Annotated in this window: 21 protein-coding genes and 1 rRNA gene; 19 read left to right on the top strand and 3 right to left on the bottom strand. The window is 45.4% G+C overall.

Translation table 11 applies throughout. From position 1 onward, the window contains the following. The first annotated feature begins 71 nt into the window (after positions 1-71). From rrf to der, 6 genes are all read left to right on the top strand, one after another. Positions 72-182: ribosomal RNA gene (gene rrf / locus H1A11_RS12940) — 5S ribosomal RNA — on the top strand. 364 nt (positions 183-546) lie between these two features. Beyond that, positions 547-1,125 (top strand): DUF177 domain-containing protein, encoded by a 579-nt coding sequence (locus tag H1A11_RS12935; protein WP_005829530.1) that lies wholly within the window; start codon positions 547-549, stop codon positions 1,123-1,125. Positions 1,126-1,137: 12 nt separating this feature from the next. Beyond that, positions 1,138-1,323 (top strand): 50S ribosomal protein L32, encoded by a 186-nt coding sequence (rpmF, locus tag H1A11_RS12930; protein ID WP_072546213.1) that lies wholly within the window; start codon positions 1,138-1,140, stop codon positions 1,321-1,323. Between the two features lie 123 nt (positions 1,324-1,446). Continuing rightward, a complete protein-coding gene (locus H1A11_RS12925; protein WP_005829534.1) occupies positions 1,447-2,451 on the top strand; it encodes a beta-ketoacyl-ACP synthase III in 1,005 nt (334 codons plus the stop codon). An 85-nt stretch (positions 2,452-2,536) separates the two neighbouring features. After that, the gene (gene era, locus H1A11_RS12920) at positions 2,537-3,418 is read left to right on the top strand and encodes a GTPase Era (protein WP_178284839.1); all 882 of its coding nucleotides are present in this window, start codon (positions 2,537-2,539) and stop codon (positions 3,416-3,418) included. Positions 3,419-3,467: 49 nt separating this feature from the next. Further along, complete coding sequence (der, locus tag H1A11_RS12915; protein ID WP_117600765.1) at positions 3,468-4,781, top strand: ribosome biogenesis GTPase Der; 1,314 nt, start codon at positions 3,468-3,470, stop codon at positions 4,779-4,781. A 115-nt stretch (positions 4,782-4,896) separates the two neighbouring features. On the opposite strand, the gene H1A11_RS12910 is transcribed toward der, so the two are convergent. Both H1A11_RS12910 and H1A11_RS12905 read right to left on the bottom strand, forming a co-directional pair. Next, the gene (locus H1A11_RS12910; RefSeq protein ID WP_005829539.1) at positions 4,897-5,667 is read right to left on the bottom strand and encodes an ABC transporter ATP-binding protein; all 771 of its coding nucleotides are present in this window, start codon (positions 5,665-5,667) and stop codon (positions 4,897-4,899) included. Further along, complete coding sequence (locus H1A11_RS12905; protein ID WP_117600766.1) at positions 5,664-6,407, bottom strand: ABC transporter permease; 744 nt, start codon at positions 6,405-6,407, stop codon at positions 5,664-5,666. The genes H1A11_RS12910 and H1A11_RS12905 overlap by 4 nt, the downstream gene beginning before the upstream one ends. Before the next feature lie 182 nt (positions 6,408-6,589). On the opposite strand from H1A11_RS12905, the gene lptB reads away from it, so the two are divergent. Continuing rightward, positions 6,590-7,330 (top strand): LPS export ABC transporter ATP-binding protein, encoded by a 741-nt coding sequence (lptB, locus tag H1A11_RS12900; RefSeq protein ID WP_034523256.1) that lies wholly within the window; start codon positions 6,590-6,592, stop codon positions 7,328-7,330. Positions 7,331-7,409: 79 nt separating this feature from the next. Here lptB and H1A11_RS12895 read toward each other — a convergent pair whose 3' ends face one another. After that, positions 7,410-7,658 (bottom strand): RNA-binding protein, encoded by a 249-nt coding sequence (locus H1A11_RS12895; protein WP_117600767.1) that lies wholly within the window; start codon positions 7,656-7,658, stop codon positions 7,410-7,412. Positions 7,659-8,132: 474 nt separating this feature from the next. Between H1A11_RS12895 and tig the strand changes: the two genes are divergently transcribed. The 12 genes from tig (at position 8,133) to H1A11_RS12835 (ending at position 24,722) form a co-directional block, all read left to right on the top strand. Beyond that, positions 8,133-9,488 (top strand): trigger factor, encoded by a 1,356-nt coding sequence (gene tig / locus H1A11_RS12890; protein ID WP_117600768.1) that lies wholly within the window; start codon positions 8,133-8,135, stop codon positions 9,486-9,488. Positions 9,489-9,620: 132 nt separating this feature from the next. Beyond that, complete coding sequence (gene clpP, locus H1A11_RS12885) at positions 9,621-10,283, top strand: ATP-dependent Clp endopeptidase proteolytic subunit ClpP (RefSeq protein WP_117600769.1); 663 nt, start codon at positions 9,621-9,623, stop codon at positions 10,281-10,283. 1 nt (position 10,284) lies between these two features. Next, complete coding sequence (gene clpX, locus H1A11_RS12880) at positions 10,285-11,529, top strand: ATP-dependent Clp protease ATP-binding subunit ClpX (RefSeq protein ID WP_117600770.1); 1,245 nt, start codon at positions 10,285-10,287, stop codon at positions 11,527-11,529. A gap of 174 nt (positions 11,530-11,703) precedes the next feature. Next, the gene (gene recQ, locus H1A11_RS12875; protein WP_117600771.1) at positions 11,704-13,887 is read left to right on the top strand and encodes a DNA helicase RecQ; all 2,184 of its coding nucleotides are present in this window, start codon (positions 11,704-11,706) and stop codon (positions 13,885-13,887) included. Between the two features lie 102 nt (positions 13,888-13,989). Next, positions 13,990-15,465, top strand: a complete 1,476-nt coding sequence (gene guaB / locus H1A11_RS12870; RefSeq protein ID WP_117600772.1) for an IMP dehydrogenase — start codon at positions 13,990-13,992, stop codon at positions 15,463-15,465. A gap of 89 nt (positions 15,466-15,554) precedes the next feature. Next, positions 15,555-17,117 carry a peptidylprolyl isomerase gene (locus tag H1A11_RS12865; protein ID WP_174647268.1) on the top strand — a complete coding sequence of 521 codons (1,563 nt, stop codon included), beginning with the start codon at positions 15,555-15,557 and terminating at the stop codon, positions 17,115-17,117. Positions 17,118-17,174: 57 nt separating this feature from the next. Then, positions 17,175-18,023, top strand: coding sequence for a peptidylprolyl isomerase (locus tag H1A11_RS12860; RefSeq protein WP_181757301.1), 849 nt, complete (start codon positions 17,175-17,177; stop codon positions 18,021-18,023). A 10-nt stretch (positions 18,024-18,033) separates the two neighbouring features. Further along, positions 18,034-19,401 (top strand): peptidylprolyl isomerase, encoded by a 1,368-nt coding sequence (locus tag H1A11_RS12855; RefSeq protein ID WP_117600775.1) that lies wholly within the window; start codon positions 18,034-18,036, stop codon positions 19,399-19,401. A gap of 25 nt (positions 19,402-19,426) precedes the next feature. Continuing rightward, positions 19,427-21,148, top strand: a complete 1,722-nt coding sequence (locus tag H1A11_RS12850; RefSeq protein WP_117600776.1) for an OstA-like protein — start codon at positions 19,427-19,429, stop codon at positions 21,146-21,148. A gap of 4 nt (positions 21,149-21,152) precedes the next feature. Continuing rightward, complete coding sequence (locus H1A11_RS12845; protein ID WP_016274449.1) at positions 21,153-21,443, top strand: hypothetical protein; 291 nt, start codon at positions 21,153-21,155, stop codon at positions 21,441-21,443. Between the two features lie 39 nt (positions 21,444-21,482). Beyond that, a complete protein-coding gene (mutL, locus tag H1A11_RS12840) occupies positions 21,483-23,399 on the top strand; it encodes a DNA mismatch repair endonuclease MutL (protein ID WP_181757300.1) in 1,917 nt (638 codons plus the stop codon). Positions 23,400-23,528: 129 nt separating this feature from the next. Beyond that, positions 23,529-24,722 carry an OmpA family protein gene (locus tag H1A11_RS12835; RefSeq protein WP_181757299.1) on the top strand — a complete coding sequence of 398 codons (1,194 nt, stop codon included), beginning with the start codon at positions 23,529-23,531 and terminating at the stop codon, positions 24,720-24,722. Positions 24,723-24,785: the final 63 nt, after the last annotated feature.

Below are 24,785 nucleotides of genomic sequence, written 5' to 3'. Positions count from 1 at the left end.
GCCTTGTATGGAGGTATATACGTTCAGCCATAAATGAATGCTTTGCTTTTTTCGCATCATGTCTACCTTATTCAGGTGACTACAGCACCGGGGTTCCACCTCTTCCCATTCCGAACAGAGAAGTTAAGCCCGGTCACGCCGATGGTACTGCGTAACAGTGGGAGAGTAGGTAGTCGCCGTTTTTCAGAAGAAGCCTCCGTGTCTGATAAGGATACGGAGGCTTCGTTCGTTTACATATATCTCCTCTAACATTCCGTTTCTACCGCTAATCACTATACCTTATTATATATAATTATTCATCGCATGTTCATCAGATTAATTCCCGAATTAAGGTGCTAAATAATGATTAAAAACGCTTAGTTCGTTTTCTTTACATATACTTGGATGCTGGTATGGATTGTTCTTGTGTTTTAGTTCATGAGTTTTCTGCTGATTTGTAGTGATATCTGGGTGAAATGAACATAAAAAAATGAATATTTTACTCTAAATACTACATAATGAGGATAATTATTCGTATCTTTGTCGCCCGAATAAACAAAAGAAGCTTTGGGAAAGTTTGATAAATACAAAATAGACCTGAAAGGTATGCAAGCAGATTCATGCAAATATGAGTTTGTGCTAGACAACCTTTTCTTTGCCAATATTGATGGACCGGAAGTGCAGAAGGGTAAAGTCAATGTGGTGTTAGTTGTAAAGAAAACATCTCGTGCTTTCGAATTGAACTTCCAGACAGACGGAATGGTGTGGGTGCCATGTGACCGTTGTTTGGACGATATGGAACAGCTTGTCAGCTCGACAGATAAGCTGCTGGTTAAGTTCGGTCATGAATATGCCGAAGAAGGTGACAATCTCATAGTAATTCCCGAAGAGGAAGGTGAGATTAATGTAGCATGGTTTATGTACGAGTTTGTAGCTTTGGCCATCCCCATGAAGCATGTGCATGCTCCGGGTAAGTGTAACAAGGCAATGACCAGCAAATTGAGTAAGCATATGCGCACCACTCCGGATGATGATATGGCTGAGGATACATTTGCTCCGGAAGAAGAGGTGGAGCTGATGAATGAAGAAGAAACGCAGGTAGACCCGCGTTGGGACGAATTAAAGAAAATATTAGATAACAATTAAAGATTAAAGAAAATGGCACATCCTAAGAGAAGACAGTCAAAAACAAGAACTGCGAAGAGAAGAACTCATGATAAAGCAGTAGCTCCTACACTGGCTATTTGCCCGAATTGTGGTGAGTGGCATGTATATCATACTGTATGTAGTGCATGCGGTTACTATAGAGGTAAGCTTGCAGTTGAAAAGGAAGCTGCCGTATAATTACGGTCAGTTTGACTAAAACTTATACTTGAATATCGGGCGTCTAAAAAGATTTGTAATTTAATAAGCAAACCTTTTTAGACTACCGTTGTTTCAGTAGTTCTATAAGTAAACAAGATTTTAATGGAAAAAATAAATGCAGTAATTACAGGAGTCGGCGGTTATGTACCTGATTACGTCTTGACAAACGACGAAATCTCAAGAATGGTGGATACCAATGACGAATGGATTATGACTCGTATCGGAGTAAAGGAAAGACGTATCCTGAATGAAGAGGGGCTAGGTAGTTCCTATATGGCGCGTAAAGCTGCCAAACAGCTGATGCAACGTACTGGCGCAGACCCGGATGATATAGATCTGGTGATTGTAGCTACTTCTACTCCGGATTACCACTTCCCTTCTACAGCTTCTATTTTGTGTGATAAGCTAAGGCTGAAAAATGCATATGCTTTTGACTTGCAGGCAGCCTGCAGCGGATTTCTCTATCTGATGGAGACTGCGGCCAATTTTATCCGTTCTGGTAGATATAAGAAGGTTATCATTGTGGGAGCCGACAAGATGTCGTCAATGGTTGATTATACAGATCGTGCTACTTGTCCTATCTTTGGAGACGGCGCTGCAGCTTTCATGCTCGAGCCGACAACAGAAGATGTAGGTATTATGGATGCTATTCTGAGAACCGACGGCAAAGGTTTGCCTTTCCTGCATATGAAAGCGGGTGGTTCGGTTTGTCCTCCCTCTTATTTTACTGTAGACAATCACATGCATTACATTTATCAGGAAGGACGTACTGTGTTTAAGTATGCCGTATCCAATATGTCGGATGTTAGCGCGGCCATTGCCGAGAAAAACGGTCTGACAAAGGATAGCATTGACTGGGTGATTCCGCACCAGGCCAATCTTCGTATCATCGATGCTGTGGCACATCGTCTGGAAGTTCCTCGTGAGAAAGTGCTGATTAATATCGAACGTTATGGCAATACTAGTGCTGCTACGTTACCTCTTTGCATCTGGGACTTTGAAGATAAGCTGAAGAAAGGCGACAACCTTATTTTCACTGCATTCGGCGCAGGATTTACCTGGGGAGCTGTGTATGTGAAGTGGGGATACGACGGAAAGAAGCAGTAACATGCTATTGCTGAATATAATATGATAAAAACGCATCCTATCTCGATTCGATGCGTTTTTTTGTCTCAATTCAAATACTGAAGTCATGCACAAAGCAGGTTTTGTAAATATCGTAGGAAATCCGAATGTAGGCAAGTCCACATTGATGAATGTTTTGGTAGGTGAGCGTATTTCTATCGCCACTTTCAAGGCGCAGACCACCCGTCATCGGATTATGGGCATCTATAATACGGATGACATGCAAATTGTGTTTTCGGACACTCCGGGTGTATTGAAGCCAAACTATAAGTTGCAGGAGTCCATGCTGAATTTCTCCACTTCGGCATTGGCGGATGCGGATGTGTTGCTGTATGTGACAGATGTGGTTGAGACTCCCGACAAGCATAATGATTTTGTGGAGAAAGTAGGACAGTTGGACGTTCCGGTATTGCTGCTTATCAATAAGATTGATTTAACCAACCAGGAAAAGCTGGTGGAACTGGTGGAAGCGTGGAAGGAATTGCTGCCGAAGGCAGAAATTATTCCTATCTCTGCTATTTCGAAATTTAATGTGGATTATGTCATGAAGCGGGTGAAGGAGCTGTTACCCGACTCTCCTCCCTATTTCGACAAGGACCAGTGGACGGACAAGCCGGCGCGTTTCTTCGTGACCGAAATAATCCGTGAGAAAATTCTGTTGTACTATGATAAGGAAATCCCTTATTCGGTGGAGGTGATGGTAGAACAGTTTAAGGAGGAGGCAAAGAAAATTCATATCAGTGCCGTAATCTATGTGGAGCGTGATTCGCAAAAAGGTATTATCATAGGCAAGCAAGGAAAGGCTTTGAAGAAAGTGGCTACTGAAGCGCGCCGTGATTTGGAGAGGTTTTTCGGGAAAACGATATTCCTGGAGACGTTTGTGAAAGTTGATAAGGATTGGCGGAGTTCGGACAAAGAACTGCGTAATTTTGGTTATCAGTTGGATTAAGAGTTATTCATACGACTGTGACAGTCGCAAAAAACAAAGAGAGTGAGCTATGGGAAATTTAGTTGCAATCGTAGGACGTCCCAATGTGGGAAAGTCTACATTATTTAACCGCCTGACCAAGACACGTCAGGCAATTGTGAATGAGGAAGCGGGAACCACCCGTGACCGCCAATATGGAAAGACCGAATGGTTGGGACGTGAGTTCTCAGTGGTAGATACTGGCGGTTGGGTAGTGAACTCTGATGATATTTTCGAAGAAGAGATTCGTAAGCAGGTATTGATGGCGGTGGACGAAGCCGACGTGATTCTGTTTGTGGTGGATGTGATGAACGGAGTTACAGACCTCGACGAGCAGGTGGCTGCCATCTTGCGTCGTGCCAAGAAGCCTGTGCTGCTGGTTGCCAATAAGACCGATAATCATGAACTACAATATAATGCCCCTGAGTTTTATAGCCTGGGTTTGGGTGATCCTTACTGTATTTCTGCTGTAACGGGTAGCGGTACGGGCGATATGATGGACCTTATCGTCAGCAAGTTCAAAAAGGAATCTGATGAAATTCTGGACGAGGATATTCCCCGCTTTGCAGTAGTGGGACGCCCGAATGCCGGAAAGTCTTCCATAGTCAATGCCTTTATTGGAGAAGACCGCAACATCGTGACGGAGATTGCCGGTACCACGCGCGATTCTATCTATACCCGCTACAATAAATTCGGTTTTGATTTCTACCTGGTAGATACGGCGGGTATCCGTAAGAAGAACAAGGTGAATGAGGATTTGGAGTACTACTCTGTAATCCGTTCCATTCGTTCCATTGAGAATGCAGATGTATGTATTTTGATGGTAGACGCTACGCGTGGCATCGAAAGCCAGGATTTGAATATCTTCTCTTTGATTCAGAAGAATGCCAAGGGGCTAGTGGTTGTGGTAAACAAGTGGGACTTGGTGCAGGACAAGACTGTGAAGGTGATGAAGACTTTCGAAGATGCTATCCGCAACCGTTTCGCTCCGTTTGTGGATTTCCCTATCATCTTTGCTTCGGCACTGACCAAACAGCGTATTCTGAAGGTATTGGAGGAGGCGCGTGATGTGTACGAAAATCGTATGACGCGTATTCCGACAGCTCGTTTGAACGAGGAAATGCTGCCGCTTATTGAGGCGTATCCACCCCCTTCAATTAAGGGTAAGTATATCAAGATAAAATATATTACGCAGTTGCCCAATACCCAGGTGCCGTCATTTGTTTATTTTGCAAATCTTCCACAATATGTGAAAGAGCCTTACAGACGATTCTTGGAAAATAAGATGCGTGAGAAATGGAAGTTGACCGGAACTCCGATAAATATCTATATCCGGCAGAAGTAAAATATATCGTGATGATATAAGTCGATTCTATTAACTGGTTTTATGAAGAGAAAGCGTTCGGAATATAGTTTCCGGACGCTTTCTTATGTAATAGGTTAGAAAATGAGGTGCAGTTTTATCCTTCAAGGTTCTGTATCTCCACTTCTTTGACTTTCCGGAATAGGTCGGATGCAAATATGAAACTGTTCAACCGCTCGTTGGTGGAAGTGAAGATGTCGTCTTTATTGCCTTCCCATTCTTTGTGTCCTTCGTAAATATAGATAATTTTTTCTCCGATGCCCATTACAGAGTTCATGTCATGAGTGTTGATGAGAGTAGTCATATTGTATTCCCGGGTTATATCTTGTATCAGTTCGTCGATGACAAGCGAGGTCTTGGGGTCAAGTCCTGAATTAGGTTCGTCACAGAACAAGTATTGCGGATTTAGGGCAATGGCACGGGCAATGGCTACGCGCTTCTGCATACCGCCGCTGATTTCTCCGGGAAATTTGTCTTTGGCTTCAATCAGGTTTACACGTTCCAGGCAGAACATGGCACGACGAGTCCGGTCGCGCAGGGTATCGTTGCTGAACATGTTCAGTGGAAACATTACATTGTCCAGTACCGTCATGGAATCAAACAGCGCGGCACTTTGGAAAATCATTCCCATTTCCCGGCGGAGCGCTTTCTTTTCCTTCTTTCCCATGGCGAGGAAGTTGCGGTGGTCATACAACAGTTCTCCTTTGTCTGGTGTCAGCAGACCCACGATACATTTCATGAGTACGGTTTTTCCCGAACCGCTCTGCCCTATAATCAGGTTGGTCTTTCCATTCTCGAAAGTGGCATTGATATCTTTCAGTACCTCTTTTTCTTCAAATGATTTGCAAAGTCCTTTCAGTTCAATCATCCCATTAAAAGTTGAGTTAATATTAGGTCGGCGAATAAGATAAGTACGCTGCTGCATACTACGGAGTCGGTGGACGCCTTACCCACTTCGATGGAACCGCCTTCGACGGTGTAACCGAAGAATGCCGATACACTGGCAATGATAAAGGCAAAGAACAGCGACTTGATGATGCCGCACCAAATAAACCATTCGACAAACATGTACTGCAAGCCGTATTCTAAATCTACTGCCGACATGATGCCGCCGAACCAGCAAGTACAGAAGGCACCTATGATACCAGCGAATATACTGAACGTCACCATCAGTGGAATGGTTGTCACCATAGCAGCAATTTTCGGTAGGATAAGGTAGTTTGCAGAATTGACACCCATAATTTCAAGGGCGTCTATCTGCTGGGTGACCCGCATGGTGCCCAGCTCCGAGGCGATGTTTGATCCGACCTTTCCTGCCAGAATCAGACACATGATGGAGGAAGAGAATTCCAGCAGCATGATTTCACGGGTTACATATCCCACTGTCCAACGGGGCATGAAGGGACTCTCAATGTTCAACTTTATCTGTATGGTGATTACAGCTCCGATGAAGAAGGATATCAGCAATACGATGCCGATAGAGTTCACGCCGAGCTGTTCCAACTCGTTGACATATTGGCGGAAAAACATACGCATACGTTCGGGACGGGCAAATACGCGCCCCATTAGTATGATATATTGTCCCACTGTCTTAAGTGCTTTAAACATAACATATAAGTATTTGAATGCAAATGTACACTATTTCGGCTTATTTTTGCTACATTTGCGGCGAAAACCTTTAGAGTATGGAAGAAGAAAAAGGCATAAAGGACAATGTAGAGGAAGTTAAGGAAAATCTGCAGGTCGGACTAGGCTTGACTGCCGGGGCAGAGCCACGGGAGGAAGGTAGCATGGTGCTGCGTACAGAGGATTTGGTGAAAAAGTACGGAAAGCGTACGGTAGTGAGCCATGTGTCTATTGATGTGAAGCAAGGGGAGATTGTTGGTTTGTTGGGACCGAATGGCGCCGGTAAGACAACTTCGTTTTATATGACCGTAGGGCTGATAACTCCCAATGAGGGACGTATCTTCTTGAATGATTTGGATATAACGAAATATCCGGTATACAAGCGTGCACAGACGGGTATCGGTTATCTGGCGCAGGAGGCTTCCGTATTCCGTCAAATGAGTGTGGAAGACAATATTGCATCTGTACTGGAAATGACCGACAAGCCTTTGGAGTATCAGAAAGACAAGCTGGAGAGCCTGATTGCAGAGTTCCGCTTGCAGAAGGTAAGGAAGAACAAGGGTAACCAGTTGTCAGGTGGCGAGCGGCGCCGTACAGAAATTGCCCGTTGTCTGGCCATTGACCCCAAATTTATTATGTTGGACGAGCCTTTTGCCGGTGTAGACCCGATTGCAGTGGAGGATATTCAGCAGATTGTGTGGAAGTTGAAGGATAGGAATATCGGCATTTTGATTACTGACCACAATGTGCAGGAGACGCTGAGTATTACCGATCGTGCTTATCTGTTGTTTGAAGGAAAGATTCTGTTCCAGGGTACGCCCGAAGAGCTGGCCGAGAATAAGATTGTGCGTGAAAAGTATCTGAGTAACAGTTTCGTGCTTCGTCGCAAGGATTTTATGAAGTGATCCGAATACTGCCATTGATAGAAATAAAAAAAGACCACTCATTCAGTGGTCTTTTTCATTTCTCCTTAAATCTCTATGATTAATATTTTGGAGGTCTTGCTTCTTTCACTACCATCTGGCGGCCGAAGAATTCAGCACCGTCTAGTTCGGCAATAGCTTTAGCTGCAGCAGCGTCATCTTCCATTTCTACAAAAGCGATGCCTCTGAAACGTCCGGTGGTGCGGTCATTGATAAATTTTACAGAAGATACTGTGCCGTAATCTTCCATTGCCTTCTGCAGGTCATTCTCCTTAACGCGGTAGTTAAGGTTTCCAACATAAATGTTCATAATGAAAATGATAAAATAAATATAATGAATAAAACTCTCTTGGAAGGAAGGCTGAATAATAAATGGATTACAACGACAGAGAGTTTACAAAAGCGTTCTTGAAAACGGAAGTAAAAACCATGTAATGGAAATCGAAAAACTAATGCGCCATCATTCCGCGACAAAGAAACGCATAAAATTCGGATAAACAATGTTTTTCTTTAATTATTTTTGTGGATTGTCGTGTCTTCGGGCAACTCTCGTTTCTCCTCATAGAAACCGGACGATTCGGTTTATCATCGTCTTTTCCTCGAGTATCTTTCCAGTAAACTTCCTCTGTTGTCAGCCCGATTGTTGGGCTCTTCTACCGCTCTATCCAAGAATTAAACTGAAATAAATCGGCAATGTTCTTTTGATAATTGAAAGAATAACGCTAATTTTGCACGCTCATTTGAGATATGGAACAAAGTATAAATCAAATAAATAATTGTCAGAATGAACGTTTCATTACAAAACATTGACAAAGTAAGCGCACTGCTTACTGTAAAGCTTGAGAAAGCAGATTATCAGGAAAAAGTAGACAAATCGTTGAAGAGCTTCCGTCAGAAGGCACAGATTCCCGGTTTCCGTAAGGGAATGGTTCCTATGAGCCTGGTTAAGAAAATGTATGGTAAGTCTGCATTGGCCGAAGAGGTGAACAAACTGCTTTCAGAAACAGTATATAAGTATATCCAGGACAATAAGGTAAATATATTGGGCGAGCCTTTGCCCAACGAAGACAAGCAGCAGGAAATAGATTTCGATACTATGGAAGAGTTCGAATTCCTGTTTGATATTGCTTTGGCTCCGGAATTTAAAGCAGAAGTCAGTGCAAAAGATAAGGTAGATTACTATACTATTGAGGTTACAGACGAGATGGTGGATAACCAGGTCAAGGCTTATACTCAACGTAACGGCAAGTATGACAAGGTAGACGTTTACGAGGACAATGACATGCTGAAAGGTTTGCTTGCTGAACTGGATGAAGAAGGTAATACCAAAGAGGGTGGCATTCAGGTGGAAGGCGCTGTAATGATGCCTTCGTACATGAAGAATGATGAACAGAAAGCTATTTTTGCTGGTGCAAAAGTGAATGATGTGCTTGTATTCAACCCGAATACTGCTTGGGACGGAAATGTTGCCGAATTGTCTTCTTTATTGAAGATTGACAAGGAAGCTGCTCCCGAAGTGAAATCCAATTTCAGCTTCCAGGTAGAAGAAATCACACGCTTCGTTCCGGGTGACTTGACTCAGGAAATTTTCGATCAGGTATTTGGCGAAGGCAATGTGAAAACGGAAGAGGAATTCCGTGCCAAAGTGAAGGAAGTTATTGCTAACCAGTTCGTGGCAGACAGTGACTATAAGTTCTTGATTGACGCACGTAAGATGCTGACTGAGAAAGTAGGCAAGTTGGAATTCCCGGATGCATTACTGAAGCGCATTATGCGTCTGAACAATCCTGACAAGGAAGAAAGCTTTGTAGAGGACAACTATGACAAGAGCATCGAAGAGCTGACTTGGCACCTGATTAAAGAACAGCTGGTGAAAGCCAATGATATCAAGGTTGAGCAGGAAGATATCACAAACATGGCTAAGGAAGCTACTCGCGCACAGTTTGCACAATATGGTATGATGAGTGTACCTGAAGAAATCCTGGAGAATTACTCAAAGGAAATGCTTAAGAAGAAAGAGAGTGTAGAAGGCTTGGTTAATCGTGTGGTTGAATCTAAATTGGCTACAGCATTGAAGTCTCAGGTGGAACTGGAGCACAAGAATGTTTCTGCTGAAGAGTTCAATAAGATGTTTGCGTAAGAGCAATGTGAGCCTACGGCTAAAATTTATAAAGAAACACAGAGTTTGACAAACTATAACTCTGTGTTTTTTTGTGTCTCTGTGTTCTTTTTTGTTTCTTTGTATCCTTATAAATTAAAAAAATAGAAAGAAATGGATGATTTTAGAAAATACGCTACCAAGCATCTTGGTATGAACAGTTTGGTACTGGACGATGTGATTAAATCACAAGCCAGCTATTTAAATCCCTATATCCTCGAGGAACGCCAGCTCAATGTAACACAGTTGGACGTGTTTTCCCGTCTGATGATGGACCGCATCATCTTCCTCGGTACGCAGGTTGATGACTATACGGCCAATACTTTGCAGGCTCAGTTGCTTTATCTGGATTCGGTGGATCCGGGCAAGGATATTTCCATCTATATCAATTCGCCGGGCGGTTCAGTATATGCCGGTCTGGGTATTTATGATACCATGCAGTTCATCAGCAGTGATGTGGCTACTATCTGTACAGGTATGGCTGCAAGTATGGCAGCCGTACTGCTGGTTGCCGGTGCTGAAGGCAAACGCTCCGCATTGACCCACTCCCGGGTGATGATACACCAGCCGATGGGAGGTGCCCAGGGGCAGGCTTCGGATATTGAAATCACGGCACGTGAGATCCAAAAGCTGAAGAAAGAACTTTATACTATTATCGCTGACCACTCCCACACTCCCTTTGACAAGGTATGGGCGGATTCTGACCGTGACTACTGGATGACAGCCCAGGAAGCCAAAGAATATGGTATGGTAGATGAGGTTTTGATTAAAAAATAATATGGCAGATTCAAGAAAAAATAAAAATAGATGTAGCTTTTGCGGCCGCACAGAAGATGAAGTCGGATTTCTCATAACGGGGATGAATGGCTATATCTGCGACAGTTGCGCCACCCAGGCTTATGAAATTACTCAAGAGGCTTTGGGGGCTGGCAAGAAGGCAAGTGCCACGAAGCTGAATCTGAAAGAACTTCCTAAACCCGTAGAAATAAAGAAGTTCCTCGACCAATATGTCATTGGTCAGGACGATGCCAAGCGTTTCTTGTCTGTGTCGGTGTATAACCATTACAAACGCCTGCTCCAGAAGGACGGCGGTGATGATGTAGAGATTGAAAAATCGAATATCATCATGGTAGGCAGTACTGGTACGGGAAAGACGTTATTGGCGCGTACTATCGCCAAGTTGCTGCGTGTTCCTTTTACTATTGTAGATGCAACAGTTCTGACAGAGGCAGGTTATGTAGGCGAGGACATTGAAAGCATTTTGACGCGTCTGCTCCAGGTGGCGGATTATAACGTACCCGAGGCAGAGCAAGGCATTGTGTTTATTGATGAGATAGACAAAATAGCACGCAAGGGTGATAATCCTTCCATAACGCGTGATGTGAGTGGTGAAGGCGTGCAGCAGGGATTGCTGAAATTGCTGGAAGGTTCTGTGGTGAATGTTCCTCCCCAGGGTGGGCGCAAACATCCCGACCAGAAAATGATTCCGGTCAATACCAAGAATATTCTGTTCATTTGCGGTGGGGCTTTTGATGGCATTGAAAAGAAGATTGCCCAGCGGCTGAATACACATGTTGTCGGGTATAGTGCTGTACGCAATACGGCAACCATTGATAAGAGCAACATGATGCAGTACATTGCTCCGCAGGATTTGAAGTCGTTCGGACTGATTCCCGAGATTATCGGCCGCCTTCCGGTGCTGACTTATCTGAATCCGTTAGATCGTGCGGCATTGCGCTCCATTCTTACGGAACCGAAGAATTCCATCATCAAGCAATACATCAAACTGTTTGAGATGGACAATGTGAAGCTGACTTTTGAAGATGCTGTATTTGAATATATCGTGGATAAAGCAGTAGAATATAAGTTGGGGGCCCGCGGCTTGCGTTCCATTGTGGAGACAATTATGATGGATGCCATGTTCGAAATTCCGTCAGAACAGAAGGGGCATTTTGTTGTGACGTTGGACTACGCCAAGCGCCAGCTTGAAAAGGCAAATATGGCACGACTGCAAAGTGCTTAAGAATCAGATGGTAATACGGGGTAAAACCGACTATTTTGCTTTTTATTGAAAAATATTCGATGGATTATGCTTGAAATTTAAGAAGTTGTTTATAACTTTGTTAGGGTGCTTTGTGAAAACATGGCGGAGTACCACTATTAAAAGTTAACTCAATAAACAACAACCTAATGAATCATGGCAGGGAAGAAGATTAATTTGACAGACCAGCTGAAGAAATACTTCGGGTTCGATACATTTAAAGGAAATCAGGAAGCAATCATAGAGAATCTGTTGGCGGGTAATGATACATTCGTGTTGATGCCTACCGGTGGTGGAAAATCTTTGTGCTACCAACTGCCGTCCTTGTTGATGGAGGGCACGGGTATCGTGATTTCTCCTCTGATTGCCTTGATGAAGAATCAGGTCGATGCGATGCGTAACTTCAGCGAAGAGGATGGGATAGCCCACTTCATCAATTCTTCCCTAAACAAGAGTGCGATAGACCAGGTTCGGTCTGATATACTCAGTGGTAAGACAAAGCTGTTGTATGTGGCTCCGGAATCACTGACGAAGGAAGAGAATGTGGAGTTTCTGAAAACGGTGAAGATTTCGTTCTATGCCGTGGACGAAGCCCATTGTATCTCTGAATGGGGCCATGACTTCCGTCCTGAGTATCGCCGTATCCGTCCCATTATCAATGAAATAGGAAAAGCCCCTCTGATAGCGTTGACTGCGACGGCCACACCGAAAGTGCAACATGACATCCAGAAGAATCTGGGTATGGTGGATGCGCAGGTGTTCAAGTCATCGTTCAACCGCCCGAATCTTTATTATGAGGTACGTCCCAAGACTGCAAATGTAGACCGGGACATCATCAAGTTCATTAAGAACAATCCCGAAAAGTCAGGCATTATCTATTGCCTGAGTCGGAAGAAAGTGGAGGAACTTGCTGAAATCCTGCAGGCAAACGGAATCAATGCCCGTGCCTATCATGCTGGAATGGATTCGGCTACACGAACACAGAACCAGGATGATTTCCTGATGGAAAAAATTGATGTGATTGTAGCTACCATTGCTTTTGGTATGGGGATTGACAAACCGGATGTGCGCTATGTCATCCATTATGATATACCCAAAAGTCTGGAAGGATATTATCAGGAGACCGGACGTGCCGGAAGAGATGGAGGAGAAGGGCAGTGTATTACTTTCTATACCAATAAAGACTTGCAGAAGCTCGAGAAGTTTATGCAAGGCAAACCTGTAGCAGAGCAGGAAATTGGCAAGCAGCTTCTGCTGGAGACTGCTGCGTATGCCGAATCTTCCGTATGCCGCCGAAAGGCGTTGCTTCATTACTTCGGCGAAGAATATATGGAAGAAAATTGTGGTAATTGTGACAACTGTTTAAATCCGAAAAAACAAGTGGAAGCTCAAGAATTATTGTGTACCGTGATTGAAGCTGTTCTCGCGGTGAAAGAAAATTTTAAAGCGGACTATATTATAGACATAATACAAGGTAAGGAAACTTCAGAAGTGCAGGCGCATCTGCACGAAGATCTCGAAGTATTCGGCTCTGGCATGGGCGAAGAAGACAAAACGTGGAATGCTGTGATCCGTCAGGCGCTTATTGCCGGCTATCTGAGTAAGGATGTCGAAAACTATGGCTTGCTGAAAGTGACGGATGACGGTAGGAAGTTCCTTAAACATCCTAAATCATTCAAGATAGTGGAAGACAATGACTTTGAGGATGTGGAAGAAGAAGCACCTGCACGTGGAGGCGGTGCGTGTGCGGTAGACCCGGCATTGTACTCCATGTTGAAGGACTTACGAAAGAAGTTGTCCAAGAAGTTGGAAGTGCCTCCTTATGTTATTTTCCAGGATCCGTCTTTGGAAGCAATGGCGACCATATATCCGGTGACTTTGGACGAGTTGCAGAACATACCGGGTGTAGGAGCCGGAAAGGCAAAACGCTACGGCGAGGAATTCTGCAAACTCATTAAGCGTCACTGTGAAGAGAATGAGATTGAACGTCCTGAGGACTTGCGTGTGCGTACTGTAGCTAATAAGTCAAAAATGAAGGTGGCCATCATTCAGGCTATTGACCGTAAGGTGGCGTTGGATGACATTGCCATGTCAAAGGGTATTGAGTTTGAAGAGTTACTGGATGAGATAGAAGCTATCGTTTACTCCGGAACGAAATTGAATATTGACTATTTCTTGGAGGATATTATGGATGAAGACCACTTGCTGGATATCTATGATTATTTCAAGGAATCTACCACTGATAAGATTGACGATGCTCTGGATGAATTGGGTGATGACTTTACGGAAGAAGAGGTACGTTTGGTACGCATCAAGTTTATTTCAGAGATGGCAAATTGATTGGCTTTAGTTGATAAAAAAGAAAAAAATGTTGCGTGCAAGTATACGGAATGGAATAAAAACCGTATATTTGCACGCAATAAATTTTAAACGCATAGCCCTATGTCATTTATTGCTGATAAGATTGTAATGGATGGATTAACTTATGACGACGTACTGTTAATCCCCGCTTATTCTGAAGTCTTGCCCAAAACTGTCGAACTCTCGACTAAGTTTTCACGAAACATTGAGTTAAAAATCCCGTTTGTAACTGCTGCCATGGATACGGTTACCGAAGCGAAGATGGCTATTGCCATTGCCCGTGAAGGTGGTATCGGAGTTATTCATAAGAATATGTCCATTGAGGAGCAGGCACGTCAGGTAGCTATTGTGAAGCGTGCCGAAAACGGTATGATTTATGACCCGGTAACTATCAAGAGAGGTTCTACGGTGGCTGATGCGCTGGCTTTGATGGCTGAATACAAGATTGGTGGTATTCCGGTGGTAGATGATGAAAGATATTTGGTAGGTATTGTTACCAATCGTGACCTTCGTTTTGAGAAAGATATGAATAAGCGTATCGACGAGGTGATGACCAAGGAGAACATCATTACTACCAATCCTACGACGGATATGGAGGCTGTTTCTCAAATTCTGCAAGAACATAGAATCGAGAAGTTGCCGGTAGTGGATAAAGACAACAAATTGGTAGGTCTGATTACCTATAAGGATATTACCAAGGCAAAGGATAAACCTATGGCGTGCAAGGATAGCAAAGGTCGTCTGCGCGTTGCTGCCGGAGTGGGAGTGACGAATGATACTTTGGAGCGCATGCGGGCTTTGGTGGATGCAGGGGCGGATGCCATTGTCATTGATACGGCTCACGGACATTCTAAAGGGGTTATTGAAAAATTGAAAGAGGCCAAAGAACATTTCCCTCATATTGACATTGTTGTTGGTAATATTGCTACCGGTGAAGCTGCGAAGGCATTGGTCGAGGCTGGTGCTGATGGAGTAAAGGTGGGCATCGGTCCGGGTTCCATCTGTACTACCCGTGTAGTTGCCGGTGTGGGTGTTCCCCAGTTGTCTGCCGTTTATGATGTGGCAAAGGCACTGAAGGGCACGGGTATTCCTTTGATTGCTGATGGCGGTTTGCGTTATTCGGGCGACGTAGTGAAGGCGTTGGCTGCCGGTGGTTACAGCGTGATGATCGGTTCGCTGGTTGCCGGAACGGAAGAGTCTCCGGGCGATACGATTATTTTCAACGGTCGTAAGTTCAAGTCTTATCGGGGTATGGGATCGCTGGAAGCTATGGAAAATGGTTCCAAGGACCGCTACTTCCAAAGCGGTACCAGTGATGTGAAGAAATTGGTTCCGGAGGGCATTGCCGCCCGCGTTCCTTATAAAGGCACTTTGTATGAGGTGATTTATCAGTTGGTTGGCGGTCTGCGTGCCGGTATGGGATATTGCGGTGCAGCCAATATAGAGAAACTGCACGATGCCAAGTTTACCCGCATTACTAATGCAGGTGTACTCGAAAGTCATCCGCACGATGTATCTATAACCAGTGAGGCTCCGAACTATAGCCGTCCTGAGTAAGATAATAACAAAATAATAGTGAATGCCCGGAGAGAGATTGCCGCTTTCCGGGCATTTTGTTTATATTTGCAGCCGTATAAAAAGAACGGATGGTGCTTATGGTTAGATTGCTTTGGGTGTTTGTCTTCCTTGGGTTCGGATTGGCTGTTTCGGCTCAGGACGATCCGGTATTGATGCGTATCAATGGAAAGGAGGTCCTCCGTTCTGAATTCGAACGTAGCTATAATAAGGACGGTACCTCTGTCGGTGCAGGCCGGAAGGCATTGGATGTATATGTGAATAAGTTTATAGACTTCAGGCTGAAAATAGAGGCTGCCGAAGTTGCGGGATTGGATACTTCCTGTGTCTTTCAGAAGGAGCAGGATGAATATCGCCGTTGTCTGATTAAATCATACCTGACAGATGAGAAGACGGCAGAGCAGGCGGCACGGCAGTACTATGACAAGATGAAATCCGACCGGCGTGCAGGTCGGGTATATGTGAAGCATATTTTTAAATATCTCCCCCAGAATATTTCCGGTCATACCTTGCGTGAGGTGGAGTTTAGGATGGATTCTATCTATAGGGCTCTTGCAAAGGAAGGGGAAAGTACGCCGTCTTTCGATGCTTGCGTCGAGCAATTTTCCGATGAGAAGAAAGCGTTTTGGGTGGGTTGGCTGCAGATGCCGGCGGAGTTTGAGGATATTGTATTCGGGTTGAATGCCGGAGAGATTTCTCGTCCGTTCCTCACTCCTCAGGGCATTCATATCGTGAAAGTACTCGAACAGCAGGAAATCCTTCCTTTTGAGAGGATGAAGAACAAAATCATCCGTTGTCAAACCCGTCGTCATGGAATGGATAAAGGAACGCGGGCTTTTGTGGAGAAACTGAAGAAAGAGTATCACTATATGCCGGATAAAGCCGGTATCGACGAACTGCTGGCTAAAGGAAGCACTTCCCGTACATTGTTTACATTGGATGGCAAGGCATACGGTGGAAAAGAATTTGTCGGATTTGCCGCTGCTTATCCGGCAGGGATGCGCAGACAGTTGGAGGCTTTTACAGTAAAAACGATTCTGGACTATGAAAACTCCCGTCTGGAATGGAAGCATCCCGAATTTTGTGCGTTGGTGCAGGGGCATCGTGACAGCATGTTGCTTGCCGAAATCACTGACCGTGAAGTGGGAAAGAGGAGTGTGGTGGATGAAGCGGGATTGAAAGCATATTTTGAGGCGCACCGTTCGGACTTCCATTGGGACGAACCGCGTTATAGGGGTATTGTGCTGCATTGTACTACCAAGCGAGTGGCGAAGCAAGTACGGAAATTTCTGAAACAGATTCCGGAAGAGGAGTGGATGGATGCCATCCGTCTCACTTTCAATGCCGGCGATACTCCCAAGGTGCAGGCAGAGCAAGGATTATTTGCCCCCGGTGATAATGCATATGTGGATGATTTGGTGTTTAAAAGGAAGGATGCGACTCCGGTTTTGTCATTTCCCTTTACTGCTGTACAAGGTCGTAAGCAGAAGGGACCGGACAGTTGGCAAGAGGTGCGAGAGCCGCTCGTAACCGCTTATCGGAACTATTTGGAAACGCATTGGGTGGCAAAGTTGCGTGCTGCCGGTAAGGTTGAAATTGACCAAGAGGTTTTAAAAACCGTTAATAATCACTGATGCAACCGATTAAAACACTATCTTCGTACCTCAAAACGAAGTAAATATCAGTTGGTGATGCGAACAACCTGCTTTGGGCTTTTAATTTTCCTTCTCTGTGTGGCGTGCAGCGAGCGGCACGACCATAAAGGGCGGACACCGTTAGTGGAGTTGGACGGCAATTTCCTTTACCGGGAAGATTTGCAATCGGTACTTCCGACCGGTTTGTCCAAAGACGACAGTCTGTTGTTTGCAGAACATTATATCCGTAATTGGGTGGAAGATATTTTGTTGTACGATAAAGCGCAGAGCAATATTCCCAATAACGGTGAGATTGATAAACTTGTGGAGAATTATCGCAAAGCATTGATAATGCATACCTATCAGCAGGCTTTAATACATCAGCGACTATCAGAGGAGATTTCAGAACAAGACTTGACGGAGTATTACGAGAAGAATCAGGCGCTCTTCAAAGTGGAACGTCCGTTGATGAAAGGCTTGTTCATCAAAGTTCCTTTGACAGCCCCACAGCTGGGCAATGTTCGTCGCTGGTACAAGATGGAAACCCGTGAGGCGGTGGAACATCTGGAAAAGTACAGTCTGCAGAATGCTGTGAAGTATGAGTATTTTTATGATAAATGGGTGCCGGTATCGGAAGTACTGGATATGCTGCCCTTGAAGGTTTCTGATGTGGACGAGTATCTGGACAAGAATCGCCATGTAGAGCTGAAGGATACGGCTTTCCATTATTTCCTGAATGTGAGCGATTATCGCCCGGTGGGAGAGCAGGAACCCTATGAGTTTGCCCGTACCCAAGTGAAGGATATGCTGCTGAACGTGAAGCAGGTGGAATTCATGAAGCAAGTGAAGGATGATTTGTATCAACGGGCGGTGAAAAGAGACAAGATTAAATATTATTTAGAATAAGACACCAAGAATGAAACAGTGTATGAACTTTAAGTTTGTAATTTTATTTGCCTTGACGCTATTAGTCGGTTCTACCGTTTATGGACAAGACAACGTGATTGACGAGGTAGTGTGGGTAGTAGGTGATGAGGCTATACTGAAGTCCGAAGTGGAAGAGGCACGCATGAGTGCATTGTATGAAGGACGCAAATTTGACCGTGACCCTTATTGCGTGATACCTGAGGAGATAGCCGTGCAGAAACTGTATCTTCACCAGGCTGCCCTCGACAGTATCGAAGTATCCGAGAGTGAGGTTATCCAGCGTGTGGACTATATGACGAATATGTATATCGCCAATATCGGTTCGCGTGAGAAAATGGAGGAATACTTCAACAAGACTTCCAGCCAGATTCGTGAAACGCTGCGCGAGAATGCCCGTGAAGGATTGAAGGTTCAGAAGATGCAGCAGAAACTGGTGGGCGAGATTAAGATAACTCCGGCCGAGGTGCGCCGTTACTTCAAGGATTTGCCGCAGGACAGCATTCCTTATATCCCTACCCAGGTGGAGGTGCAGATTATCACTCAGCAGCCTAAGGTCCCTTTGGAGGAAATAGAAGATGTAAAGAGACGTTTGCGTGAGTATACCGACCGTGTCAATAAGGGTGAAAGCTTTTCCATGTTGGCTCGTCTGTACTCTGAGGACCGTGGTTCGGCCATGCGTGGCGGTGAGATTGAATTCTCAGGACGCGGTATGCTGGACCCCGCTTATGCCAATGTGGCTTTCAACTTGCAAGACCCCAGCAAGGTTTCCAAGATTGTAGAGTCTGAATATGGTTTCCATATCATTCAGTTGATAGAGAAGCGCGGTGACCGTATTAAAACACGCCACATTCTGTTGAAACCGCATATTCCGGAAGAAGCTCTGGCTGCCGGTTGTGCCCGTTTGGACTCTATTGCCGATGATATCCGCAATAACAAATTCTCTTTTGAAGAGGCTGCCTCCGTGCTTTCGCAGGATAAGGATACGCGCAACAATCATGGTTTGTTGCCGAATCCTAATACGAACACTTCCCGTTTTGAGATGCAGGAACTTCCCCCTGAAATAGCCAAGGTGGTGGATAAGATGAAAGTGGGCGAAATCTCCGAAGCCTTCACCATGATTCCGCAAAAGACCGGAAAGGAAGAGTGCGTGATTGTGAAGCTGAAGAGCCGTACGATGGGACACAAGGCTACCATTGCCGATGACTATCAGAACTTGAAAGAGATTGTGTTGGAAAAACGCCGCGACGAAGTGCTGGACAAGTGGATTCGTGAGAAGCAGAAGCACACGTATGTCCGTATCAAGGATAATTGGAAGAATAACTGTACGTTCAAGTATCCGGGCTGGATTAAAGAATAATCCGGAAGGATTTACATAGATTTGTATGCAAAAGAAGAATACAAAAAATCATTTCCTGAACAAGCATAGATACCTCCTGGTAGGTATTCTATGCTTGTTTGGCATCTGTCTGCTGAGTGCGCAGGACAAGAAGAAGAGTACTGGTGCACCGGAGAAGAAGAAAGTGGACTCAATTGAACAGAAAAAGACGGAGACGCCGGAAAAGAAGAAGACGCGCGTCGATTTGTTGTACGCAGATGAGGCGCAGGCGGACAAACAGTTGCGTCCTGATGTGCAGGTACTCATCGGCTCGGTGAGGATGAAGCATGACAGTATGTACATGTTCTGTGACAGTGCGCTGATATTCGAAAAGATAAATTCTGTGGAGGCATTCGGCAATGTGCGTATGGAGCAGGGCGACACCTTGTTTATCTATGGAGACTATCTGTATTATGACGGCATGTCGCAGTTGGCCATGCTGCGTGAGAATGTACGTATGATAAATCGTAATACGGTGCTGACAACTGACAGTTTGAACTATGACCGTCTGTACGATTTGGGCTATTACTTCGAAGGCGGTACGCTGACCGACGAGGATAATGTGCTGACTTCCGAGTGGGGAGAATATAGCCCTGCCACTAAGTTGGCTGTCTTCAACCACGACGTGAAGCTGGTCAACCCGAAGTTTGTTTTGACTTCGGATACCTTGAAGTATAGTACAGCTACTAAGATTGCCACAATTTTAGGACCCTCCGACATTGTGAGTGACCAAAATCATATTTATTCCGAACGTGGCGTGTACAATACGACTACTGAGCAGGCAGAACTGCTCGACCGTTCCGTACTGACTAACGAAGGCAAGAAACTGACCGGTGACAGCCTTTTCTACGACCGCATCTTGGGATACGGCGAGGCTTTTGACAATGTACAGATGAATGATACGGTCAACCGGAACATGTTGACTGGCGACTACTGTTTCTACAACGAACTGACCGGAAGCGCCGTTGCCACCAAACGTGCCGTAGCTATCGACTATTCGCAGGGCGACAGTCTGTTCATGCACGGTGATACTTTGAGGCTGATTACCTACCATATGAATACCGATTCCATGTACCGGGAGATGCGTGCCTATCATAAGGTGCGTGCTTATCGCACGGATGTGCAGGCCGTATGCGATTCGTTGGTGTATAATTCCAAGGACTCTTGCATGACGATGTATACCGACCCTATATTGTGGCACGGGGAACAGCAGTTGTTGGGCGAGGAAATTAAAATTTACATGAACGATAGTACCATCGACTGGGCGCATATCATCAACCAGGCCCTGACGGTAGAGAAAAAGGACAGTATTCACTATAACCAAGTTTCCGGTAAGGAGATGAAGGCTTTCTTCATAGATGGAGACATGCGTCTGGTGGAGGTAAACGGCAATGTACTGGTGGTGTATTATCCGGTAGAGGAGAAGGACAGTTCGCTGATTATGATGAACTATTCGGAAGGCGGACTTTTGAAAATGTACTTGAAGGAGAGAAGGATGGAGCGCGGAGTCTTTGTTGGAAAGACTACCGGTACAGCCTATCCTCTGGACCAGATTCCACCAGATAAGAGCAAGCTGCCTTCTTTTGTCTGGTTCGACTACATCCGTCCGCTCAACAAGGAGGATATCTTCGAGTGGAGGGCTAAAAAAGCAGGTGAAGTATTGAAGAAAAGTGACCGGAAACCTGTAACTTCGCCAAGGAATATGCATATTAAACGAAATAATAAGTAGCGTCATGGGAATGTTTGCAATGCGGAAGCCTCGTGGCTTCAATCATAGCTATATCTATGTGGATGAGCGGAAAGAGAAGTTGGCGAAGATGGAAGAAAACGCCAAGCGTGACCTGGGTATGCTGCCGGAAAAGGAATTCTCGCCCGAGGATATACGGGGCAAATTCATAGAAGGAACAACTCACCTGAAGCGGCGTAAGGAGAGCGGACGTAAGCCGATGCATTTGGGCATAATCCTTGTTGTCATGGCTGTGTTGATTTATCTGTGGTATGCCATCAGTAACGGAATCATTTAATAATGATTAATCATTAATCCCTAATCATTAAACATTATCATGAGCGATATCATTCATTTGCTGCCCGATTCGGTTGCCAATCAGATTGCTGCCGGAGAGGTGATTCAGCGTCCGGCATCTGTTGTGAAAGAATTGGTGGAAAATGCAATTGATGCCGAAGCAGAGGAAATACATGTGCTGATTACCGATGCGGGCAAGACCTGCATCCAGGTGATTGATGACGGGAAGGGTATGTCCGAAACGGATGCGCGCCTTTCTTTTGAACGTCATGCGACTTCAAAGATACGCGAAGCTGCCGATTTGTTTGCCCTACGCACCATGGGCTTCCGTGGAGAAGCGTTGGCTTCCATTGCTGCGGTAGCTGAAGTGGAGTTGAAAACACGCCCAGCCAGCGAGGAGCTGGGGACGCGGCTGTTGATTGCCGGCTCTAAAGTCGAAAGCCAGGAAGCCGTTTCCTGCCCTAAGGGAAGCAATTTTTCCATCAAGAACCTATTCTTCAATATTCCTGCCCGGCGCAAATTCTTGAAAGCGAACTCTACGGAGTTGAGCAACATCCTTACGGAATTCGAGCGTATAGCGTTGGTGCATCCTGAGGTAGCCTTCTATCTGTATAGTAATGATACGGAATTGTTCAATCTTCCGGTAATGCCTTTGCGGCAACGCATCATGGCAGTCTTCGGAAAGAAGCTGAATCAGCAGTTGCTGTCCGTCGACGTCAATACGACCATGATAAAGATTTCCGGTTTTGTAGCCAAGCCGGAAACGTCGCGCAAGAAAGGAGCGCACCAATACTTTTTTGTGAACGGGCGCTATATGCGTCACCCCTATTTCCACAAAGCAGTGATGGACGCTTATGAGCAGCTGATTCCTGCCGGTGAGCAGATCTCCTACTTTATTTATTTCGAGGTAGACCCTGCCAATATCGATGTGAACATCCATCCGACGAAGACGGAGATTAAGTTCGAGAATGAGCAGGCTATCTGGCAGATTCTGTCGGCTGCGGTCAAGGAATCCTTGGGCAAGTTCAGCGCTATACCTACTATCGATTTTGATACCGAGGACATGCCGGATATTCCTGCATTCGAGCAGGCTCGTCCGATAGAGCCTCCGAAGGTACACTATAACACGGATTTCAATCCCTTCAAGACGTCTTCCGCTTCTTCCTATGGAGGCGGTGGCAATTATTCGCGTCCCAAAGTGGAGTGGGAGGGGCTTTATTCCGGTTTGGAAAAAGCCAGCAGGATGAACGAGCCGATGGAGGAAGAACCTTTTGCAGAGGATGCGGTTACCGGTATGGCTCCAAGAGAGGAGGAGAGGGCTCCTTATTTCCAGGAAACGGTTCCTTCCGGGGCAAGCGCCTCTTTCTACGGCAATGAGGCAACGGTAGAGAAAGGAGCGCAACACTTCCAGTTCAAGGGACGTTTTATTCTGACTTCCGTTAAATCGGGTCTGATGCTGATAGACCAGCACCGGGCGCATGTCCGGGTATTGTTCGACCGCTATATGAGTCAGATTCGACAGAAACAAGGCGTATCGCAGGGGGTATTGTTTCCGGAGATTATCCAGTTGCCGGCTTCGGAAGCTGCCGTGCTGGACAGTATATTGGAAGATTTGTCGGCCGTAGGCTTCGATTTGAGTCCGCTGGGTGGCGGCAGCTATGCCATCAACGGCATACCTTCGGGCATAGAGGGACTGAACCCGGTGGAATTGGTCCGGAATATGATACATACTGCTATGGAAAAAGGAAATGATGTTAAGGAAGAGGTGCAGACAATTCTTGCATCGACCTTGGCGCGTGCTGCGGCCATCGTCTACGGACAAGTGCTGAGCAACGAGGAAATGTCCAATCTCGTGGACAATCTGTTTGCATGCCCATCCCCGAATTATACTCCGGACGGAAAGACGGTGCTGGCGACCATTAAAGAAGACGACATAGAAAAGCTTTTCTCCAAATAAGGGAGAGTGCTTTCTTTTGCATCAAGGCAAAAAAAGTACAAATATTCAGAACCTTTTAGTTCTGTTGGCGTTAATTAGACAGTTTGAATGATAAAGGATTTAATTAACCACTTAACTATTTTAAGGTATATGAAAAAGATTCTAATGTTACTGGCCTTAGCCGGTGTGTCTTCTGTTGCCATGGCGCAGCAAAAGACTGAAGTTGTGGAAGAATTTGGAGTTATCCAAGTTCAGGATAAATATCAGGTAATCACTAATCCGTTCTGGAGTAACTGGTTTTTCTCTATAGGCGGTGGTGCCGAAGCAACTTTTGGAGATAATGATAAGGCAGGAAGTTTTGGCAAGCGTATCAGTCCGACGCTGAATTTTGCCATCGGCAAATGGTTCACCCCGGGACTGGGAGTACGTCTGCAATATAGCGGCCTTCAGGCAAGAGGATATACGTATGATGCAGGTGCAGACTACGTGAGGGGTACTCAGATGGATGACGGCTACTACAAACAGCGTTTCGACTATATGAACTTGCACGGAGACGTGATGTTCAATCTGAATGCACTCTTTGGAGGATACAACCAGCACCGTGTATATGAAATTATTCCTTATGTAGGTGCGGGGTTCACCCACAACTACACAAAGCCTCATCGCGAAGCTTTGTCCGTAAACGCAGGTATCATCAACCGCTTCCGTATTTCGAATGCGATAGATATTAACCTGGAGCTTAGCGCAATGGGCGTTGAAGACAAGTTCGATGGTGAAGTTGGCGGTGATCATGGATATGATGGCGTGCTGAGTGCAACGGTGGGATTGACATACCGTTTCCCGGCCCGTGGATTCCGTCGCCCGATGCCCCAGCTGATTTCTCAGGTAGAGCTGGCTGCCATGCAGGCACAGCTTGCCGAAATGGGAGCTGCCAACCAGCAATTGCAGAATGCACTGGTTGCTGCACAGAACCAGCCGGTGGCCGAAGTTACAGAAACAGAAGTGATTGTTCCCGATCCGGACATTGCACCGCGTACTGTATTCTTCAAGATTGGTTCTGCAGAGGTTTCTCCGCGTGAAGCAATGAATTTGTCTTATCTGGCAGACCAGATGAAGCAATTCCCGAACGCCACTTACACCGTAAACGGATATGCTGACTCTGCAACCGGTACACCGGCATTCAATAAAGAGTTGAGTTTGAAGCGTGCACAAGCCGTAGTCGATGTATTGGTAAAACAATATGGCATTCCTGCCGACCGCCTGAAAGTGGATGCCGGTGGTGGTGTCGACAAGTTCGGACAACCGATTCTGAACCGTGTGGTATTGGTAAAATCAGCCAACTAGGAGATGAGATACAAGAGATAGGCTACAAGTTGCTAGCTATCAAAGACGAGGGGTATGCGTTAC

The organism is Bacteroides sp. CACC 737 (assembly GCF_013874375.1).
Taxonomy (GTDB): Bacteria; Bacteroidota; Bacteroidia; order Bacteroidales; family Bacteroidaceae; genus Bacteroides; species Bacteroides uniformis.
This window is presented reverse-complemented; position numbering and strand designations above follow the sequence as displayed.

What these genes read in the sequence shown, in the direction of transcription:
- rpmF (WP_072546213.1), top strand. Translation starts at nt 1,138, where the DNA reads ATGGCACATCCTAAGAGAAGACAGTCAAAAACAAGAACTGCGAAGAGA.
- H1A11_RS12925 (WP_005829534.1), top strand. Translation starts at nt 1,447, where the DNA reads ATGGAAAAAATAAATGCAGTAATTACAGGAGTCGGCGGTTATGTACCT.
- era (WP_178284839.1), top strand. Translation starts at nt 2,537, where the DNA reads ATGCACAAAGCAGGTTTTGTAAATATCGTAGGAAATCCGAATGTAGGC.
- der (WP_117600765.1), top strand. Translation starts at nt 3,468, where the DNA reads ATGGGAAATTTAGTTGCAATCGTAGGACGTCCCAATGTGGGAAAGTCT.
- H1A11_RS12910 (WP_005829539.1), bottom strand. Translation starts at nt 5,667, where the DNA reads ATGATTGAACTGAAAGGACTTTGCAAATCATTTGAAGAAAAAGAGGTA.
- H1A11_RS12905 (WP_117600766.1), bottom strand. Translation starts at nt 6,407, where the DNA reads ATGTTTAAAGCACTTAAGACAGTGGGACAATATATCATACTAATGGGG.
- lptB (WP_034523256.1), top strand. Translation starts at nt 6,590, where the DNA reads ATGGTGCTGCGTACAGAGGATTTGGTGAAAAAGTACGGAAAGCGTACG.
- H1A11_RS12895 (WP_117600767.1), bottom strand. Translation starts at nt 7,658, where the DNA reads ATGAACATTTATGTTGGAAACCTTAACTACCGCGTTAAGGAGAATGAC.
- tig (WP_117600768.1), top strand. Translation starts at nt 8,133, where the DNA reads ATGAACGTTTCATTACAAAACATTGACAAAGTAAGCGCACTGCTTACT.
- clpP (WP_117600769.1), top strand. Translation starts at nt 9,621, where the DNA reads ATGGATGATTTTAGAAAATACGCTACCAAGCATCTTGGTATGAACAGT.
- clpX (WP_117600770.1), top strand. Translation starts at nt 10,285, where the DNA reads ATGGCAGATTCAAGAAAAAATAAAAATAGATGTAGCTTTTGCGGCCGC.
- recQ (WP_117600771.1), top strand. Translation starts at nt 11,704, where the DNA reads ATGGCAGGGAAGAAGATTAATTTGACAGACCAGCTGAAGAAATACTTC.
- guaB (WP_117600772.1), top strand. Translation starts at nt 13,990, where the DNA reads ATGTCATTTATTGCTGATAAGATTGTAATGGATGGATTAACTTATGAC.
- H1A11_RS12865 (WP_174647268.1), top strand. Translation starts at nt 15,555, where the DNA reads ATGGTGCTTATGGTTAGATTGCTTTGGGTGTTTGTCTTCCTTGGGTTC.
- H1A11_RS12860 (WP_181757301.1), top strand. Translation starts at nt 17,175, where the DNA reads ATGCGAACAACCTGCTTTGGGCTTTTAATTTTCCTTCTCTGTGTGGCG.
- H1A11_RS12855 (WP_117600775.1), top strand. Translation starts at nt 18,034, where the DNA reads ATGAAACAGTGTATGAACTTTAAGTTTGTAATTTTATTTGCCTTGACG.
- H1A11_RS12850 (WP_117600776.1), top strand. Translation starts at nt 19,427, where the DNA reads ATGCAAAAGAAGAATACAAAAAATCATTTCCTGAACAAGCATAGATAC.
- H1A11_RS12845 (WP_016274449.1), top strand. Translation starts at nt 21,153, where the DNA reads ATGGGAATGTTTGCAATGCGGAAGCCTCGTGGCTTCAATCATAGCTAT.
- mutL (WP_181757300.1), top strand. Translation starts at nt 21,483, where the DNA reads ATGAGCGATATCATTCATTTGCTGCCCGATTCGGTTGCCAATCAGATT.
- H1A11_RS12835 (WP_181757299.1), top strand. Translation starts at nt 23,529, where the DNA reads ATGAAAAAGATTCTAATGTTACTGGCCTTAGCCGGTGTGTCTTCTGTT.